The sequence below is a fragment of the Streptomyces liangshanensis genome (assembly GCF_011694815.1).
GTDB classification, from domain to species: Bacteria; Actinomycetota; Actinomycetes; order Streptomycetales; family Streptomycetaceae; genus Streptomyces; species Streptomyces liangshanensis.
This window is the reverse complement of the sequence record NZ_CP050177.1, coordinates 6,368,938-6,386,536: the sequence shown is the minus strand read 5'-3', so window position 1 is coordinate 6,386,536 and position 17,599 is coordinate 6,368,938. Positions and strand designations below refer to the sequence as shown.

Here is a 17,599-nt window from a genome sequence, read left to right as displayed (position 1 = left end):
TGCGGGTGGCCGGCGCGGGATCCGGTCTCATCCCGGCGGGGGGCGCGAGGCGGGGGCCGAACGGGCTAGGGGTGTGCGGGGGAGCTTGTGGATCTTGGGCGCCGGGGGGGCGGGGGGCCGACGATCTTGCGTGGGGCGGGGTGGTCGTGGGGCTTGGGGAGGCCGGGGTGGTCGTGGGTCTTGGAGCGGGAGGAGCGGTCGTGGGCCTTGGGGCGGGAGGGGCGGGTGGGCTGGTCGGTAGGGTGGGGTGGCTGTGTGGGTGGTGTCGGGCGGGGGCGTCCGGGACGGGAAGGGGCGGTTCGTGGGGCATCGGCATCGCACCCCGCCGGCCTCTCCGCTGCCGCAGCGTGAGGGGGTGGACGCCGTGCGGGTGCGGCTGCCCGCCGATCCCGGTGGGGCGTGGGAGACCGTACGGGATCATCTGGTGGCGCGGTTCGGGTCCGCCGTGGGGGTGGAGCGGGTCGACGCGATGTTCCGCGAGGGGCGGTTCGTGGGCCTGGACGGTCCGGTCCGGGCGACGGAGCCGTACGCCGCCGGGCGGTATCTGTGGTTCCACCGGGACTTCGCGCCCGAGGACCGGGTGCCGTTCGAGGTGGGGGTCGTGTACCGCGACGAGCGGATCCTCGTCGCCGACAAGCCGCACTTCCTGGCCACCACCCCGCGCGGCTCGCACATCACCGAGACCCTGCCGGCCCGGCTGCGCCGCGCGTGGGGGCTGCCCGAGCTCCAGCCCGCGCACCGCCTGGACCGGCTGACGGCCGGGCTGGTGCTGTGTGTCGTACGGGCCGGGGACCGCGGCGCGTACCAGACGCTGTTCCGGGACCGGGCGGTCCGCAAGGAGTACGAGGCCGTCGCGCCGTACGACCCGGCGGTGGCGCTTCCCGTCACCGTCCGGAGCCGGATCGAGAAGGAGCGCGGGGAGCAGGCGGCCCGGGAGGTCCCCGGGGAGCCCAACAGCGAGAGCCGGGTCGAACTGCTGGAGCGGCGGGGCGGGTTCGGCCGGTACCGGCTGTCGCCGGCCACCGGCCGCACCCATCAGCTGCGGGTCCACATGAACAGCCTCGGGCTGCCGCTCCTGCACGACCCGCTGTACCCGGTCGTACGGGAGCCGGCGCCCGACGACCACACGCGTCCGCTGCAACTCCTCGCGACGGTGCTGGAGTTCACCGATCCGCTGACCGGTGAGCCGTTCCGCTTCACCAGCGGGTCGCGCCTGCTGCCGCCCGCTCAGTGGCCGCGCTGAATCCACTCCTCCAGGTGCGGCGCCTCGGCGCCGACCGTGGTCGGGTCGCCATGGCCGGTGCGGACCACGGTCTGCGGGGGCAGCGCGAGGAGCCGGTCCCGGATCGAGTCGATGATCGTCGGGAAGTGCGAGAACGACCGGCCGGTCGCGCCGGGGCCGCCCTGGAAGAGCGTGTCGCCGGTGAAGACCGTCGACAGGGCGGGGACGTACAGGCAGACCGCGCCCGGCGCGTGGCCGGGGGTGTGGAGCACGGTCAGCGTGACGCCGCCGACGTCGAGCGTGGCGCCGTCGGCGAGTTCGCCGTCGGGGGCCCGGTCCGGGTGGGTCAGCTTCCACAGCGGCAGGTCGTCCGGGTGCAGGAGGATCGGCGCGCCGGTCGCGGCGGCGAGGGCGGGGGCCGCGTCGATGTGGTCGTCGTGCGCGTGGGTGCAGACGATGGCGCGCAGCGTACGGCCGCCGAGGGCGGCCTCGATGGCGGCGGCGTCGTGCGCGGCGTCGATGACGATCGCCTCGGAGTCGTCACCGACGATCCAGACGTTGTTGTCGACGTCCCAGGTGCCGCCGTCGAGGGAGAACGTCCCCGAGGTGACGAGGTGGTCGACGCGGGGTGCGGAGGAGGCCATCAGAACACCACCACCGAACGCAGCACGTCACCCTCGTGCATCCGGGCGAACGCCTTCTCGACGTCGCCGAGTCCGATGGTCTCGGTGACGAACGCGGCGAGGTCGATACGGCCCTGCTGGTGGAGGTCGATGAGCATCGGGAAGTCCCTGGAGGGCAGACAGTCCCCGTACCAGGAGGACTTGAGCGAGCCGCCGCGCCCGAAGACGTCCAGCAGGGGCAGTTCGAGCTTCATCTCCGGGGTGGGGACGCCGACCAGGACGACCGTTCCGGCCAGGTCCCGTGCGTAGAAGGCCTGTTCGTACGTCTCCGGGCGGCCGACGGCCTCGATGACGACGTCCGCGCCGAAGCCGCCGGTGAGTTCGCGGATGGCCTCGACGGGGTCGGTGGAGCGGGAGTTGACGGTGTGGGTGGCGCCCATCTCCTTGGCCGTCGCCAGCTTGCGGTCGTCGATGTCGACGGCGATGATCCGGGCGGCCCCCGCGAGGCGGGCGCCGACCACGGCGGCATCCCCGACCCCGCCGCAGCCGATGACGGCGACCGAGTCGCCGCGTCCGACCTGGCCGGTGTTGATCGCCGCGCCGATGCCGGCCATCACGCCGCAGCCGAGCAGGCCCGCGACGGCCGGGGACACGCTCGGGTCGACCTTGGTGCACTGCCCGGCGGCGACGAGGGTCTTCTCGGCGAAGGCGCCGATGCCGAGGGCCGGGGAGAGTTCCGTGCCGTCGAGGAGCGTCATCTTCTGCGTCGCGTTGTGGGTGTTGAAGCAGTACCACGGCCGGCCGCGCAGGCAGGCCCGGCAACTACCGCACACCGCGCGCCAGTTGAGGATCACGAAGTCGCCGGGGGCCACGTCGGTGACGTCCTCGCCGACCGACTCCACGACACCGGCGGCCTCGTGGCCGAGCAGGAAGGGGTAGTCGTCGTTGATGCCGCCCTGCTTGTAGTGCAGGTCCGTGTGGCAGACACCGCACGCCTGGACCTTCACCACCGCCTCGCCGGGGCCCGGATCGGGGACGACGATCGTCTCGATCCGCACCGGCTCGTTCTTGCCGGGGGCGACGACCCCGCGCACCTGCTGCGCCATGGAACAACCCGCTTTCCTCGTACCGCGCGAACGACACTGTCCGCACCTACTATCTCGCGTCGGGGACGGCGGGGTCAGGGGGTGGGGGTGGCGGGGACGGAAGTCGCAGGGGCGGGAGTGGCGGCGGCGGGAGTGGCGGAGGCGGGAGTGGCGGAGGCGGGGGAGGACATACTTACGGCCGTCAGGCGTCAGGGACGGTCAGTGAGGGGCAGGGAACCGATGAGTGTTGCGCACGTCGTGGTGGTGATGGGGGTGTCCGGCACCGGGAAGACCACCGTCGGGCAGTTGCTCGCCGAGGCGCTGGACGTCCCGTACGCCGAGGGGGACGCGTTCCACCCGCCGGAGAACATCGCCAAGATGTCGGCGGGCACCCCGCTGGACGACGACGACCGGTGGCCCTGGCTGGACGCCGTCGGCGCGTGGGCCGCGGGCCGGGCGGGGCAGGGCGGGGTGGTCGCCGCGTCGTCGCTCAAGCGCTCCTACCGGGACCGGCTGCGGGCCGCCGCCCCTGACGTGGTCTTCGTCCACCTCGCCGGTGACCGGGCGCTGATCGAGGAGCGCATGGCCGCGCGCAAGGGGCACTTCATGCCGACCGCGCTGCTCGACTCGCAGTTCGCCACGCTCCAGCCGCTGGAGGACGACGAGGCGGGGGTGGCGGTGGAGGTCTCCGGGTCGCCCGAGGAGATCACGGGGCGGGCGGTGGAGGCGCTGCGGCGGCTCTGACAGTCGGAGGCCGGGGGCTGGGGCCGGGGGCGGGGGCACGGCGGGAGCGGCCGTACGGTCAGGAGTCGTCCTCCCGCCACTCCGAGTGCTCGCGCCGCGCCCACGCTCGCTCCACCGAGCCCGTGCGCATCCCGCGCCGGGCCTCGGGGTCCGCGTACGCCATGCCGATGTGCCCGAGGAGCACCACGCCGATGGCGAGGGCCAGCCAGTCGTGGAGGAAGGTGGCGCTCGTGCGCCACACGAGCGGGGCGAAGCCGGTGAACCACATCAGCAGGCCCGTACCGACCATGACGAGCACCGCGCCCGCGATCCAGGCCGCGTAGATCTTCTGGCCCGCGTTGAACTTCCCCGCCGGGCGGGACTCGGGCCTGGCGTCACGCCGTCGTACGGCGCGCAGCCACTCCTTGTCGTGCGGGAAGAAGCGGTTCAGCCGGCCGAGGTCGGCGCGGAAGTGCCGGGAGGCGAGACCCGCCAGGACCGGGACCGGCAGCAGCAGCCCCGACCACTCGTGCACCGTGACCACGAGGTAGCGGCGGCCGACCAGTTCGGCGAGCTGCGGCACGTACAGGAAGCCCGCCGTCGCCACGCACACCAGCATCAGGACGCCCGTGGTGCGGTGGACCCAGCGCTCGGCGGGGCTGAACCTGCGGCGCAGCCGCCCGGTGCCCGGGGACCCGGACCCCTCCCGCGCGGTCCCCTCCCCCGGTCCCCGCCCGCCCTCAGACGGTGGGGGCGTCGTCGCGTCCGTTGGACCGGCCGACCCAGCCGTCGACGTCATAGCCACGCTCCTCCCAGTAGCCGGGGCGGACGTCGGAGGTGACGGAGATCCCGGAGAGCCATTTCGCCGACTTGTAGAAGTACATCGGCGCCACGTACAGCCGGACCGGGCCGCCGTGCGCGTGCCCGATCGGCTTGTCCTGCATCGTGAGCGCCACCAGGACGTCGGCGCGGCGGGCCTGCTGGAGCGTGAGGCTCTCGGTGTACGTCCCGTCGAAGCAGGTGAACCGGATCGCCTTGGCGTCGGGGTGGACCCCGGCCGCGTCGAGGAGCTGGGAGACCTTGACCCCTGTGAAGGGGGTGTGGGGGACGCGCCAGCCCGTGACGCACTGCACGTCGCGGACGACCCGCGTCTGCGGCAGCTTCCGCAGGGCGTCCAGGGTGTACGTGGCGGGCCGGTCGACGAGGCCGTCGACCTTGAGCCGGTAGTTCCCGGCGTCCTTGTGCGGTACGGAACCGGTCACCGAGTAGTAGCGGAACCCGCCGCCGTTGGGCAGCAGCCCGCTGAGGCCGGTCGGGTCCTGGCTGGACACCGCGCCGAGGAAGGAGTCGAGCCCGCTCTGGATGTGGGGGGCCGCGACCAGTCCCGCGGCGCCCAGCCCCAGGGTGGAGAGCAGAACGCGCCGCCCCACCGGCGTTCCGGCGGGCTCATTCCGTTGATGGTTCACTCATTGATTCGACCACCCGCGGGCCCCGGAAGCCAGGGACGGCGGGAATCCGTCAGACTTTCGTCAGACCTGTACGGCCGCTGTGCGACGTCACGGCGTCGCACAGCGGCCGTGGGGTGGCTACGACCGGGAGGCCTTCTCCAGTTGGAACGCCTCGTTCCCGAGGCCGATCCTGGCGTGCACCTCGGGCTTGACCGTACGCAGGACCGCTCCGTACACCAGCCCGCCCACCAGGGTGAGGCCGACGATCCCGGGCAGGATCCAGCGCAGCGCGGAGCCGGGTCCCGCCCCGACCAGCAGGTCGAAGTCCTTGACGGTGTAGACGGCGACGGCGACGAGCGCGAGGCCGGCCAGGGCCGAGGCGACGAGGCGCGGTGCCTGCGCGCCGCCCGCCCCGCGCCGTACGAAGAACGCGATCACGGCGAAGGAGGCCGCGGCCATCAGCAGGATGATGCCGAGCGCGCCGATGTTGCCCATCCAGGTGAAGAGCCGCAGGATCGGCGCGGTCGGGTCGCCGGCGGGCTTGTCGTCCGTGACGGCGAAGGCGGTCACGACGACGAGGGAGAACACCGACTGGAGCGCGGAGCCGTAGGCGGGGGCGCCGCTGGACGCGCTGGTACGGCCGAAGGCGGCCGGCAGGAGCCCCTCGCGGCCCATCGCGAAGGCGTAGCGGGCGACGACGTTGTGGAAGCTGAGCAGCGCGGCGAACATGCCGGTGACGAACAGCACGTGGAGGACGTCGGTGAAGGTCGTGCCGAGGCGGTCCTCGGTGAGGCCGAAGATCAGGCCGGGGCCCTGCTCCCCCGCGGTGGCGACGACCGAACCGGGGCCGGCGGCGACGGAGATCGCCCAGGCGCTGACGGCGAGGAACAGCGCGGAGAGGCCGACGGCGAGGAACATCACGCGTCGGACGACGACGTTCGGGCGGCTGGTCTCCTCGGCGTACACCGGGGCCTGCTCGAAGCCGACGAAGGCGGCGATGCAGAAGCACAGGGCGGTGCCGAGGCCCGCGCCGGTGAGGGCGTCGGGGTTGAAGGCCTGGAGCGAGACGCCGTCCTTGCCCGGGTCGGCGACGAAGGCGACGTCGAAGATCACGACGAGGGTGACCTCGATGAGGATGAGGACGCCGAGCACCTTGGCGTTCAGGTCGATCTTGAGCCAGCCGAGGAGTCCGACGAGCACGGCGGCGGCCAGGGCGGGCACCCACCAGGCGACGGTCAGGTCGAGGTAGGTGGCGAGGAGCCCGGAGACCTCGAAGCCGAAGAGGCCGTAGATGCCGACCTGCATGGCGTTGTACGCGAGGAGCGCGACGAGCGAGGCGCCCGCGCCGGCGGTCGGGCCGAGCCCGCGGGCTATGTACGCATAGAACGCGCCGGCGTTGTGGACGTGGCGGCTCATCTCGGCGTACCCGAAGCTGAACAGGACGAGGACCACCCCGAGGATGACGTACAGCAGGGGCTGGCCGACCACCCCCATCACTCCGTAGACGGTGGGCATGACGCCGGCGACGGTCATCAGGGGCGCACTGGCGGCGAGCACGGAGAGCAGGAGGCCCGACGTGCCGAGGCGGTTCGCGCGAAGCGCCCGCTCCTGTCCCTTGAAGGTGCTGATCTGACCGGAGCCGGTGCCGGTGCCGGAGCCGGGGGCCTTGTCGGAGACCGTACCCGTGTGCGTTGGCGTGCTGGAGTTCGAACCGGAACTCGTGCCCGTGCTCGAATTGCCCGTCGACATGACAGGGGTGTCCTTTCGGGGATCGCCGGCGCGTATCGCGGGCGCGTCAGACGGAGCCGAGCGCGGCGTTGCGCGCGGCAAGGAAGGCGTGGTGCGGGTCCCGGTCCGGGTAGGACCAGGGGGCTGGGGTGTTGTGCCGGCCGATGCGGTGGAAGAGCGCCGCGGCCTCGGCGACGCGGCCGTCGTACCACTGGGCGTGGGCGAGGAAGTTGAGGTCGACGCGGTTGCGCGGGTGGTCCTCGCTCTCCCACTCCAGCCACCAGTCGAAGGCGCCCTTGAGGACCTGGCGGGCCCGGCGGCCCGTCCAGTGCCCGGAGGCGGCGGGGTCGGCGGGTTCCAGGCGGGCGGCGGCGAGGACGCGGTAGCGCTCGGCGTGCGCGACGACGGGCAGGACGGCGAGCGGCGAGTCCGCGGGGGCCTGTTCGGCCGCCCAGGCGGCGAAGTCGTAGACCTCGTGGAGGGGGTCCTGGCCGGCGTCGGGGCGGCGTTCGGCGAGGCGGGCGGCCATCAGGTGGTGGGCGTGGTGGTGGTCGGGGTGGCGGGTCCTGACCTCCTCGAAGAGCTGCGAGGTCTCTTCCTCCGTGCCGCGTGTGCGGGCGAGGAGCAGCAGGCCGAGCCAGGGGGTGGGGTCGGCGGGGGCGCGACGTACGGCGTCCCGGCAGGCGTCCACGGCCCGGTGTTCGGGTTCCTTGCCGCGCAGGGCCGCGAAGACGGTCGCGCAGGCGAGGAGGGTGGCGGCGTCGGGGCTCTCGGGTTCGGCGAGCAGCCAGTCGCGGGTCCAGGCGGCGGCGCCGGAGGCCTGGGCGAGGACGACGACGCGGTGGCCTCTGCGGTCCCATTCGTCGCCGGTCCGGGCGAGGAGGGAGCGGGCCTCGGACCATCGTCCTTGAGCCAACTGGTCGCGTACGGAGGCGAGTTCGGTGTCGTCCAGTGCGGGGTCGAAGGAGTGGCCGGAACGTGAGCTACGTCTTCGGGCACGGCCGAGGGGTGGCGGAGGCGGGGACATCCGCGGGATTCCTCCAGGGCGCGTGGACGAGAAAGGACCGGGCACAGCAAATCGGTAGGTATGGCCTCGCGTCAAGCGGTATCTCGATGTAAGGCACAGTCATATCGCCCTGGCGCGGGCGTGGTTGCGGTGGCCGGACCAGGACCCCGGAGGGTCCTCGTCCGCATAACCCCAGATGGGACGCTTTTCGGCCAGCCGGGGCCCGTCGCCGCCACACCCTAGGGTGGCCCTCATGGAGAACCGAGAACCGTTGGCGCCGTTACTGCTCGCCTTCCCCGGCCCGGTGCGTGACCGGTTGGTGGCGGCCGTGCTGGAGGGCCGGAAGGTCGCGACGACGGGGCTGCTCGCGGAGTACGAGGCCGAGCGCGAGGAACTGCCCCCGGTCGGGGAGCGATCGGCCCTGATCGACTCGGCGGGCCGCGAGGTGGCGGTGGTCGAACTGACCGGGGTACGGGTGCTGCCGCTCGGCGCCGCCGACCTCCAACTCGCCCTGGACGAGGGCGAGGGGCACACCTCGGTGGCCCAATGGCGGGCGGATCACGAGCGGTTCTGGCACGGCGAGGAGATGCGGGAGGCGTTGGGCGACCCCGAATTCACCGTGCACGACGGGACGTTGCTGGTGGTGGAGAGGTTCCGGGTCGTGGAACGGCTCTGAGGGGGCGCCCCGCGTACGGCCCCGCTCAGCCCACCGCCTTCGCCGCCGCCCGGCCCGCCGCGCGGCCCGAGAAGATGCAGCCGCCCAGGAACGTCCCCTCCAGCGAGCGGTAGCCGTGCATCCCCCCGCCGCCGAAGCCGGCCGCCTCGCCCGCCGCGTACACACCGGGCAGCGGGTCGCCGCCCTCGGTCAGGACGCGCGACGACAGGTCGGTCTCCAGGCCGCCGAGGGACTTGCGGGTGAGGATGCGCAGCCGTACGGCTATCAGCGGGCCCGCCGCCGGGTCGAGCAGGGGGTGCGGGGCGACCGTACGGATCAGCTTGTCGCCCAGGTACCTGCGCGCCCCCCGGACCGCCGTCACCTGCGCGTCCTTGCCGAACGGGTTCACCGTCGCCCGGTCCCGCGCGACGATCTCGCGACGCAGCGCGGCCTCGTCGATGAGCGGCTCCTCGGTGAGGGCGTTCATCCCGCGCACGAGCGCGGACAGGTCCTTCTCCACGACGAAGTCGGCGCCCTTGTCCATGAACGCCTTCACCGGGCCGGGGACGTCGGCGCGCGCCCGGCCGATGACGTCGCGGACCGACTTGCCCGTGAGGTCGGGGTTCTGCTCGGAGCCCGAGAGGGCGAACTCCTTGCCGATGATGCGCTGGTCGAGGACGAACCAGGTGTACTCGTACCCGGTCCGCATGATGTGTTCGAGCGTCCCGAGCGTGTCGAAGCCGGGGAAGAGCGGGCCCGGCAGGCGGCGGCCCCGGGCGTCCAGCCAGAGCGAGGACGGTCCGGGGAGGATGCGGATGCCGTGCCGGGCCCAGATCGGGTCCCAGTTCTCTATGCCCTCGGTGTAGTGCCACATGCGGTCGCGGTTGATGTGGTGGGCGCCCGCGGACTCCGCGATGCCGAGCATCAGGCCGTCCACGTGCGCGGGCACGCCGGAGAGCATGGTGCGCGGCGGGCGGCCCAGCCGCTCGGGCCACTGGGCGCGGACCAGGTCGGGGTTGCCGCCGATGCCGCCCGAGGTGACGATCACGGCCTGGGCCTTGAGCTCGAACGCGCCGGTGACCCGGCGGGTGCTCGCCTCGCCCCGTACGGCGTCGCTCGGCGCCAGGACCTCGCCCGTCACGGTGTCCACGACACCCGCGGTGTTGCCGAGCCCGGTCACCCGGTGCCGGAACCGGAACTCCACCAGCCCCCGGGCGGCGCCCTCGCGCACCCGCCGCGCGAACGGCTCGACCACTCCGGGTCCGGTCCCCCAGGTGACGTGGAAGCGCGGCACCGAGTTGCCGAGGCCCGCCGCGCCGTACCCGCCGCGCTCCGCCCAGGACGCGACGGGGAAGAAGCGCATCCCCTGCCGGTGCAGCCAGGCCCGCTTCTCGCCCGCCGCGAAGTCGACGTACGCCTCGGCCCACTTGCGCGGCCAGTGGTCCTCCGTACGGTCGAAGCCGGCCGTACCCAGCCAGTCCTGGAGTGCCAGCTCCCGGCTGTCCCGGACGCGCAGGCGGCGCTGTTCTGGCGAGTTCACGAAGAACAGTCCGCCGAAGGACCAGTGGGCCTGCCCGCCGAGCGACTGCTCCGGTTCCTGGTCCAGCAGGAGGACGGAGCGGCCCGCGTCGACGAGTTCGGCGGTGGCGACCAGGCCGGCAAGTCCCGCCCCGATCACGATCACATCGGCGTCGTACGCCATGGGCTTCCATCCTTCGCGGATCCGTCACGGGTCAGGGGGCGAGCGAATGGTCCGATCTTGCGTACGCGCGAGTAACGAGTCAACCTCCTGTGCCCGATTGACCTCCGGCCCGCGCCCGCGACCCGCCCGGCGACCGGTCGGCGGGGGCGGTCGGCGGGGCTGCTTGGATGGGGGTATGGGAGCAGCGGACGAGATCCTGGACGTCGTCGACGAGAACGACCGTGTGGTGGGGCGGGCGCCGCGCGGCGAGGTGTACGCGAAGGGGCTGCGCCACCGGTGTGTGTTCGTGCTCGCGCGGGACGCGGAGGACCGGGTGTTCGTGCACCGCAGGACCGCGGAGAAGCTGGTCTTCCCCTCGTTGTACGACATGTTCGTGGGCGGGGTGGTGGGCGCGGGCGAGACGTACGACGAGGCGGCGCTGCGGGAGGCCGAGGAGGAGTTGGGGGTCTCGGGGCTGCCGCGCCCCGAGCCGTTGTTCCCTTTCCTGTACGAGTCCGCCGACGGGCGGCAGAGCTGGTGGTCGTACGTGTACGAGGTGCGCTGCGTGCTGCCGGTGCGGCCGCAGGCCGAGGAGGTGGCCTGGCACGCGTTCCTCCCGGAGGAGGAGGTGGCGCGGCGGGTGCGGCCGGGCGGGTGGGAGTGGGTGCCGGACGGGCTCGCGGCGTACGAGCGGCTCCGCGCCCGCCGCGCGTAGGGTGCGCCCTGTGAGCGACTTCGTGCGGGGCCTGCGGCTGTGGTTCGCGCCCCAGCGCCTGGGCGAGGAGGGCGAGACGCCCGACTACCGGTTCACGCTGGCCAACGAGCGTACGTTCCTGGCCTGGCTGCGTACCGCGCTGGCGCTGGTCGGCGGTGGGTTCGCGGTGGACCAGTTCCTGCCGCACCTGCGGTGGGGGGTACGGGTCGGGCTGGCGGTGGCGCTGCTCGCGGCCGGGGCGTTGTGCGCGCTCCAGGCGGTCGACCACTGGGTGCGGTGCGAGCGGGCGATCCGGCGCGGGGAGCCGCTGCCCGTCTCCCGCTTCCCGACCGTGCTGAGCCTGGTGGTGGCGGTGGTCGCGGTGGTGATGGTGGTGGTGGTCGCGCTGGGCGGGGGCCGTTGATGGCGGCCGGGGAGCGGGATCCGGGGGCGTCGGGCGAGCGGGATCCGGGGGCTGGGGGTGACCGGGATCCGGGGGCGGGGGGCGAGCGGGATCCGGGGCTCCAGCCGGAGCGGACCCGGCTGGCCTGGCGCCGGACGACACTGGCCTGCACGGTGGTCGCGGTGCTGGCGGGGCGGCAGGCGGTCCACCACGGCGGTACGACGACGGGCGCGGTCGCCATCACGCTGACCGCGCTGGTGTGGCTGGCCTTCGTGGCGCTCACGCACCGGCGCCTGGTCGCCCTGGCCACGGCGGAGCCCCGGGCCATGCCACGTCTCGCGGCGGTCGCGGCGGCGGGGTGCACGCTGCTGCTGGCGGGGCTCGCGGTGGCGGTCATGGCGTGACGCCGGGGGGCGCTGGGCCGCGGGGGGGGGTGCGCTCGGCGGGCGCCGCGCGGGAGGTTCGTGCTGGTGGCACATGCGTGGGGCAGGGTCCCGTGCGGCGGTATGCGTGGCGGGGGTGGGGTGGCAGTCTCTGGGCCTACAGCGCCACCTCGACCAGGGGATCTCCCATGCCTGCCACGGATCCGTACCTCCTCAGACTCGCGCCCGAGGTGTACGCCTACATCCAGCCGGACGGCGGCTGGTGCCTGAACAACGCCGGATTCGTCAGTGACGGCGGCTCCACCCTGCTCGTCGACACCGCCGCCACCCGGCGCCGGGCCGAGGCGCTGCGGGAGGCGGTCGTGGCGGCCGGGGTGCCGCTCCCCCGTACCGTCGTCAACACCCACCACCACGGGGACCACACCTACGGCAACGGGGTGTTCGCGCCCGGGGCGGTCGTGGTGGGCCACGAGGCCTGTCGCAGCGAGCAGTTGGCGGCGGGCCGGCAGCTCCACCGGGTGTGGCCGCACCACGACTTCGGCGACATCCGGATCATCGAGCCGACCCTCACGTACCGGGACCGGCTGACCGTGCACGTGGGCGGCGTCGAGGCGCGGATCGTCCATCCGGGGGTGGCGCACAGCCTGGGCGACTCGTTCGTGCACCTGCCCGCCCAGGGCGTCGTGTTCACCGGCGACCTGGTCTTCCACGGCGTCACGCCGTTCGTGGCGACGGGGTCGCTGAGCGGCTCGCTGCGGGCGCTGGAGCTGCTGCGCGCCCTGGACGCGTCCGTCGTCGTCCCCGGGCACGGTCCCGTCACCGACCCGTCCGTGTACGACACGTCGGAGCGCTACCTGCGGTACGTCGCCGAGGTCGCCGCCCAGGGCCGTGCCGGAGGGCTCACCCCGCTGGAGGCGGCGCGCCGGGCGGGACCCGGGGAGTTCGCCCCGCTGCGGGAGAGCGTACGGCTGGTGGCCAACCTGCACCGCGCCTACGCGGAGCTGGACGGATTGCCGGAGGGCTCGCCGCTGGACGCCGCCGCCCTGTTCGCCGACATGACGGCGATGAACGGCGGCATTCCGGTGGCCTGTTACGCCTGAGGGGACGTCAGATGTGCCGCGAGGGCGGCGGATCGGCCGGCCGGCCCCCTCACCAGCGCGGGATCGTCGGGGTCTTCCACGCCGGGTCCGCCTCGCGCATCGCCGCCGCGTCGTCCCGCTCGCGCATCCGGCCGTCGTCGTCGAGCCACCGCCGGTGCAGTACGGCGAGCTTCTCGCGGTCCAGTTCCACCCCGAGCCCGGGCGCGTCGGACACGTCGAGCCGGCCGTTCCTGAAGGTGTGCCGGGCGGTGATGACGTCCTCGGTCTGCCACGGGTAGTGGCTGTCGCAGGCGTAGTCGAGGTTCGGGACGGTCGCGGCGACGTGGGTCATCGCGGCCAGGCTGATCCCCAGGTGGGTGTTGGAGTGCATCGAGAGCCCCACGCCGAACGTGCGGCAGACGGAGGCGAGTTCACGGGTCCGGTGCAGTCCGCCCCAGTAGTGGTGGTCGGAGAGCACGACCTGCACCGCGTCCGAGGCGAAGGCCTCGGCGATCTCGGGCACGGTCGTGACGCACATGTTGGTGGCCAGCGGCACGGACGTGCCCGCCGACACCTGGGCCATCAGGTCCGTCCCGCTCGCCGGGTCCTCCAGGTACTCCAGGACGTCCGCCAGTCGCTCGGCGACGTACAGCGACGTCGGCACGGACCAGGCGCCGTTGGGGTCGAGCCGCAGGGGCTGCCCGGGGAACGCCTCGGCGAGCGCCCGGACGGCCGCGATCTCCTGGTCGGGCTCGAACACCCCGCCCTTGAGCTTGAACGACGAGAAGCCGTACTCCTCGGAGAAGCGACGCGCCTGGGCGACCACGCCCGCCGGGTCGAGGGCCGCGTCCCAGTCGTCCTCGGCGCCGCCGCCCGGGTGCTCCGCCCAGCGGTAGAAGAGGTACGCGCTGTACTCGACGGTGTCCCGGACCTTGCCGCCGAGCAGCGCGTGCACCGGCAGGCCGACCGTCCTGCCGAGGGCGTCCAGGCAGGCGACCTCGAAGCCCGAGACGACGGAGAGGCGGAGCTTGTCGGCGGTCTGCACCCCGCGCAGCCCGCCCGCGTCCACCCGCGCGTCCGTGCTGCCGGGATCGCCGCACACCTCGTCGGCCAGCGCGAACAGCCCGTTCACATCGCTGACCGGGCGGCCCGGGAGCGCCCGCGCGAGCGGCTCCGCCAGCGCCAGGTACTTCCCGTCGCCGTACGTCTCGCCGATCCCCGTGACCCCGCCGCGCGTGACGACCTCCACGACGAGCCGGGGGGTGTAGGGCTGGTGCACCCCCTGCGTGTTCAGCAGCGGGGGGTCGGCGATGAGGATGGGGGTGAGCCGGACCTCGTCGATGAGCAGCGCGGTATCCATACGTGAACTCTATTCAGAGGAGCGACCGTGGAGCTAGAGGCGGGGACGGTGGCGTCCGTCTCTCGTCCCCTGTTTCCCGGACCATGTGGTGGACGGCATACCGACTGGTCGGCATCATTACGTCACGACGGTACGCCCACCGTCGTGAGCCACGGAGGTACGCACGATGAGCCCAGTCCCGCCAGGACTCGACCCGGAGAAGCTGCGCGCCCACCTGGACCGCGTACGACCGGGGCTGGTGAGCGGCCCTGTGGACGCCCGCCTGATCGAGGGCGGCCGGTCCAACCTCACCTACGCCGTCACGGACGGGACGGACAGCTGGGTGGTCCGCCGGCCCCCGCTCGGCCACGTCCTGGCCACCGCGCACGACATGAAGCGGGAGTTCCGCGTGATCAGCGCGCTGCACCCGACGTCCGTGCCGGTGCCGGAGCCGCTGCTGTTCTGCGCGGACGAGTCCGTCCTCGGCGCCCCCTTCTACGTCATGGAGCATGTGGCGGGCACGCCGTACCGTACGGCCGAACAACTCGCCCCGCTCGGGCCCGCGCGCACGCGCGCCGCGATCCTGTCCCTGGTGGACACGCTGGTCGACCTGCACGCCGTCGACCCGGAGGCGGTCGGGCTGGGTGACTTCGGGCGGCCCGAGGGCTTCCTCGACCGGCAACTGCGCCGCTGGGCGAAGCAGTTGGCGGCCTCCCGGGGGCGGGCGCTGGCCGGCATCGACGAACTCCAGGCCGCCCTCGGCCGCGCGCTGCCCGACTCCCCCGAACCCACCGTGATCCACGGCGACTTCCGGCTCGACAACGTCCTGATCGGCGAGGGCGACCGGATCAACGCCGTCCTCGACTGGGAGATGTCCACGCTCGGCGATCCGCTGACCGACCTGGGCCTGCTGGTGATGTACAGCGCGCGCCTGGAGGTGACCGGCTCGCCGATCAGCACGACGGCGGGGGCGGCCGGGCATCCGGAGCCGGCCGAGCTGGTCGAGCGGTACGCGGCCCGTTCGGGCCGGGACACCGGGGGGCTCGCGTGGTACACGGCGTTCGCGTGGTTCAAGCTCGCCGTGATCCTGGAGGGCATCCACTACCGCTACACCCTCGGCAGGACCGTCGGGCCCGGCTTCGACCGGATCGGCACGCTGGTCCCCGTCTTCATCGAGCACGGCCTCACGACCCTTCAGGAAGGCTGATCACCCATGGACTTCGCATTCGACGCCCGTACGGAGGAGCTGCGCGAGCGGCTGCTGGCCTTCATGGACACGCAGGTGTACCCCGCGGAGGCCGTCGCGCGGGAGCAGCGGGAGCGGCTGGCGAGCCCGTGGGACACGCCGGCGGTGGTGGAGGAGCTGAAGGCGGAGGCGCGCCGGCAGGGGTTGTGGAACCTGTTCCTGCCGGACTCGGGGGGTGAGGCCGGGGGCGGGGTTGGCGCGGGGCTCGGGGCGGGGTTGACCAACCTCCAGTACGCGCCGCTCGCGGAGATCACCGGGCGCTCGCCCGACCTGGCGCCGACCGCGCTGAACTGCGCGGCGCCGGACACCGGGAACATGGAGCTGCTCGCGCAGTTCGGCTCGGAGCCGCAGAAGAAGCAGTGGCTGGAGCCGTTGCTCGCGGGCGAGATCCGGTCCGCGTTCGCGATGACCGAGCCGGAGGTGGCCTCGTCCGACGCGACGAACGTACGGACCCGCATCGAGCGGGACGGGGACGACTACGTCGTCACGGGCCGCAAGTGGTACATCTCCGGGGCGATGAACCCGGACTGCGCGGTCTTCATCGTGATGGGCAAGACCGATCCGGACGGCGCGGACGTCCGCCGCCGGCAGTCGATGATCCTCGTCCCGCGCGACGCGCCCGGGGTCGAGGTACGGCGGGCGATGCGGGTGTACGGGTACGAGGACCACGCGCACGGCGGGCACGCGGAGGTCGTCTTCGACGGGGTACGGGTGCCCGCGTCGAACCTGGTGGGCGAGGAGGGCGGCGGGTTCGCGATCGCGCAGGCGCGGCTCGGGCCCGGGCGGATCCACCACTGCATGCGTCTGATCGGCATGGCGGAGCGCGCGATCGAGCTGATGTGCCGGCGGGCGCTGTCCCGTACCGCCTTCGGCCGCCCGCTCGCCGATCAGGGGGTGGTGGGGAACTGGATCGCGGACGCCCGGGTGACCGTCGAGCAGCTGCGGCTGCTGGTGCTCAAGACGGCGTGGCTGATGGACACGGTGGGGAATCGGGGGGCGCACACGGAGATCCAGGCGATCAAGATCGCTACGCCGCGGGCGGTGGTGGGGATCCTCGACCGGGCGGTGCAGTTGCACGGGGCGGGTGGGGTGAGTCAGGACTTCCCGCTGGCGGAGTTGTGGGCGGCGGCGCGGACGTTGCAGTTGGCGGACGGGCCGGACGAGGTGCATCAGCGGTCGTTGGCGCGACGGGAGCTGTCCCGGTACCGGTGACGTTGAGCCCCCTGTTGTCCTCAATCGCCGGACGGGCTTGATTTTGCCCGCTGCGGCCCGGATCTGATCTGCTGCTCGTCGCCGGGGGTCGGGCAGGGGCCGTGTCCTGCACTGCATGTTTTACGTCGCGCGCAACAAGCTGTCCTGGTATCCCCCGTCACGCGACACAAAACACGCTCTACGTTCCGGACACGACCCCTGCCCGCCCCCCTCCCAGGCGCGCGCCCAAACAAACCAAGCCCGTCCGGCGATTGAGGACAGTGGGGTGGCGCGGCCATGGGGGTGTCAACCTTGGGTTGACAGGGGTGGGGTGTCAACCTAGGGTTGCGTTATGGTGAAACCCACTCAGGTCAACAATCCCGTTCGCCTCGACGACCTCATCGAGGCCATCAAGAACGTGCACGGCGACGCCCTCGACCAGTTGCAGAGCGCCGTCGTCGCCGCCGACCACCTCGGTGAGATCGCGGACCACCTCATCGGTCACTTCGTCGACCAGGCCCGTCGCTCCGGCGCCTCGTGGACCGAGATCGGCAAGTCCATGGGCGTCACGCGGCAGGCCGTGCAGAAGCGATTCGTGACCAAGGACGAGCCCGGGCCCCACACGAACCAGGACTTCAGCAGGTTCACCCCGCGCGCCAGGAGCCTCGTGGTCGCGTCCCAGAACGAGGCACGCGAAGGGGGGTACACGCAGATCCACGCGGGGCACCTCGCCCTCGGGCTGATCGACGACCCGGAGGGGCTGGCCGCGAAGGTGGTCGTCTCCCAGGGCGTGGAGCTGGAGACGGTCCGGGCGGCCGTGACCGAGGCCCTGCCCGAACCCTCCGGTGACCCCGTGCCCGACCTCGTCCCCTTCGACGCCCTCGCGAAGAAGGCCCTCGAACTCACCTTCCGCGAGGCCCTGCGGCTGGGCCACAACTACATCGGCACGGAGCACGTGTTGCTGGCGCTGCTGGAGCAGGAGGACGGCGGGGGCGTGCTCAGCGGGCTCGGCCTCGACAAGGCGGGCACCGAGGAGCGCGTGACGGCCGCCCTCCAGGAGATCCGGGCCAAGCTGGAGGGTTGAGAGCGGGCG

At 72.9% G+C, this 17,599-nt stretch carries 18 protein-coding genes; 10 read left to right on the top strand and 8 right to left on the bottom strand.

Annotated features, from left to right (window positions below):
* Positions 1–301: 301 nt before the first annotated feature.
* Positions 302–1,243 carry a pseudouridine synthase gene (locus tag HA039_RS27675; RefSeq protein WP_167034069.1) on the top strand — a complete coding sequence of 314 codons (942 nt, stop codon included), beginning with the start codon at positions 302–304 and terminating at the stop codon, positions 1,241–1,243.
* On the opposite strand, the gene HA039_RS27670 is transcribed toward HA039_RS27675, so the two are convergent.
* Positions 1,228–1,866: an MBL fold metallo-hydrolase gene (locus HA039_RS27670; protein ID WP_167034068.1), complete on the bottom strand. Its 639-nt coding sequence runs from the start codon at positions 1,864–1,866 to the stop codon at positions 1,228–1,230. The two genes, HA039_RS27675 and HA039_RS27670, sit on opposite strands and share 16 nt — an antisense overlap.
* On the bottom strand, positions 1,866–2,951 hold the full coding sequence (locus HA039_RS27665) for an S-(hydroxymethyl)mycothiol dehydrogenase (protein WP_167034067.1): 1,086 nt from the start codon (positions 2,949–2,951) through the stop codon (positions 1,866–1,868). Before HA039_RS27665 ends, HA039_RS27670 begins: the two co-directional genes overlap by 1 nt.
* A 219-nt stretch (positions 2,952–3,170) precedes the next feature.
* Here HA039_RS27665 and HA039_RS27660 point away from each other — a divergent pair, with 219 nt between their 5' ends.
* Positions 3,171–3,674 (top strand): gluconokinase, encoded by a 504-nt coding sequence (locus HA039_RS27660; RefSeq protein ID WP_167034066.1) that lies wholly within the window; start codon positions 3,171–3,173, stop codon positions 3,672–3,674.
* Positions 3,675–3,732: 58 nt separating this feature from the next.
* Here the strand turns inward: HA039_RS27660 and HA039_RS27655 are convergent, their stop codons facing one another.
* The 4 genes from HA039_RS27655 to HA039_RS27640 form a co-directional block, all read right to left on the bottom strand.
* The gene (locus HA039_RS27655) at positions 3,733–4,452 is read right to left on the bottom strand and encodes a cytochrome b/b6 domain-containing protein (RefSeq protein WP_167034065.1); all 720 of its coding nucleotides are present in this window, start codon (positions 4,450–4,452) and stop codon (positions 3,733–3,735) included.
* Entirely contained in the window at positions 4,394–5,119 is a 726-nt protein-coding gene (locus HA039_RS27650; protein WP_167034064.1) for a molybdopterin-dependent oxidoreductase, read from the bottom strand. The genes HA039_RS27655 and HA039_RS27650 overlap by 59 nt, the downstream gene beginning before the upstream one ends.
* Before the next feature lie 120 nt (positions 5,120–5,239).
* Positions 5,240–6,850: an APC family permease gene (locus HA039_RS27645; RefSeq protein ID WP_167034063.1), complete on the bottom strand. Its 1,611-nt coding sequence runs from the start codon at positions 6,848–6,850 to the stop codon at positions 5,240–5,242.
* Positions 6,851–6,896: 46 nt separating this feature from the next.
* Positions 6,897–7,856, bottom strand: coding sequence for a hypothetical protein (locus HA039_RS27640; RefSeq protein WP_167034062.1), 960 nt, complete (start codon positions 7,854–7,856; stop codon positions 6,897–6,899).
* A 232-nt stretch (positions 7,857–8,088) separates the two neighbouring features.
* Between HA039_RS27640 and HA039_RS27635 the strand changes: the two genes are divergently transcribed.
* Entirely contained in the window at positions 8,089–8,511 is a 423-nt protein-coding gene (locus HA039_RS27635) for an ASCH domain-containing protein (protein ID WP_167034061.1), read from the top strand.
* A 25-nt stretch (positions 8,512–8,536) separates the two neighbouring features.
* Here the strand turns inward: HA039_RS27635 and HA039_RS27630 are convergent, their stop codons facing one another.
* On the bottom strand, positions 8,537–10,192 hold the full coding sequence (locus HA039_RS27630) for an FAD-binding dehydrogenase (RefSeq protein WP_167034060.1): 1,656 nt from the start codon (positions 10,190–10,192) through the stop codon (positions 8,537–8,539).
* A 175-nt stretch (positions 10,193–10,367) separates the two neighbouring features.
* Between HA039_RS27630 and HA039_RS27625 the strand changes: the two genes are divergently transcribed.
* From HA039_RS27625 to HA039_RS27610, 4 genes are all read left to right on the top strand, one after another.
* Entirely contained in the window at positions 10,368–10,886 is a 519-nt protein-coding gene (locus HA039_RS27625; RefSeq protein ID WP_167034059.1) for an NUDIX domain-containing protein, read from the top strand.
* Positions 10,887–10,896: 10 nt separating this feature from the next.
* Positions 10,897–11,289: a YidH family protein gene (locus HA039_RS27620; protein ID WP_167034058.1), complete on the top strand. Its 393-nt coding sequence runs from the start codon at positions 10,897–10,899 to the stop codon at positions 11,287–11,289.
* Positions 11,289–11,672, top strand: coding sequence for a DUF202 domain-containing protein (locus HA039_RS27615; RefSeq protein WP_167034057.1), 384 nt, complete (start codon positions 11,289–11,291; stop codon positions 11,670–11,672). Before HA039_RS27620 ends, HA039_RS27615 begins: the two co-directional genes overlap by 1 nt.
* A gap of 167 nt (positions 11,673–11,839) precedes the next feature.
* On the top strand, positions 11,840–12,751 hold the full coding sequence (locus HA039_RS27610) for an MBL fold metallo-hydrolase (protein ID WP_167034056.1): 912 nt from the start codon (positions 11,840–11,842) through the stop codon (positions 12,749–12,751).
* Positions 12,752–12,800: 49 nt separating this feature from the next.
* On the opposite strand, the gene HA039_RS27605 is transcribed toward HA039_RS27610, so the two are convergent.
* Positions 12,801–14,090 (bottom strand): glucarate dehydratase family protein, encoded by a 1,290-nt coding sequence (locus HA039_RS27605; protein WP_167034055.1) that lies wholly within the window; start codon positions 14,088–14,090, stop codon positions 12,801–12,803.
* A 166-nt stretch (positions 14,091–14,256) separates the two neighbouring features.
* Here HA039_RS27605 and HA039_RS27600 point away from each other — a divergent pair, with 166 nt between their 5' ends.
* From HA039_RS27600 to HA039_RS27590, 3 genes are all read left to right on the top strand, one after another.
* Complete coding sequence (locus HA039_RS27600) at positions 14,257–15,276, top strand: phosphotransferase family protein (protein ID WP_167034054.1); 1,020 nt, start codon at positions 14,257–14,259, stop codon at positions 15,274–15,276.
* A gap of 6 nt (positions 15,277–15,282) precedes the next feature.
* On the top strand, positions 15,283–16,527 hold the full coding sequence (locus tag HA039_RS27595; protein ID WP_167034053.1) for an acyl-CoA dehydrogenase family protein: 1,245 nt from the start codon (positions 15,283–15,285) through the stop codon (positions 16,525–16,527).
* Positions 16,528–16,858: 331 nt separating this feature from the next.
* A complete protein-coding gene (locus HA039_RS27590; RefSeq protein WP_167034052.1) occupies positions 16,859–17,590 on the top strand; it encodes a Clp protease N-terminal domain-containing protein in 732 nt (243 codons plus the stop codon).
* The last annotated feature ends 9 nt before the right edge of the window (positions 17,591–17,599 follow it).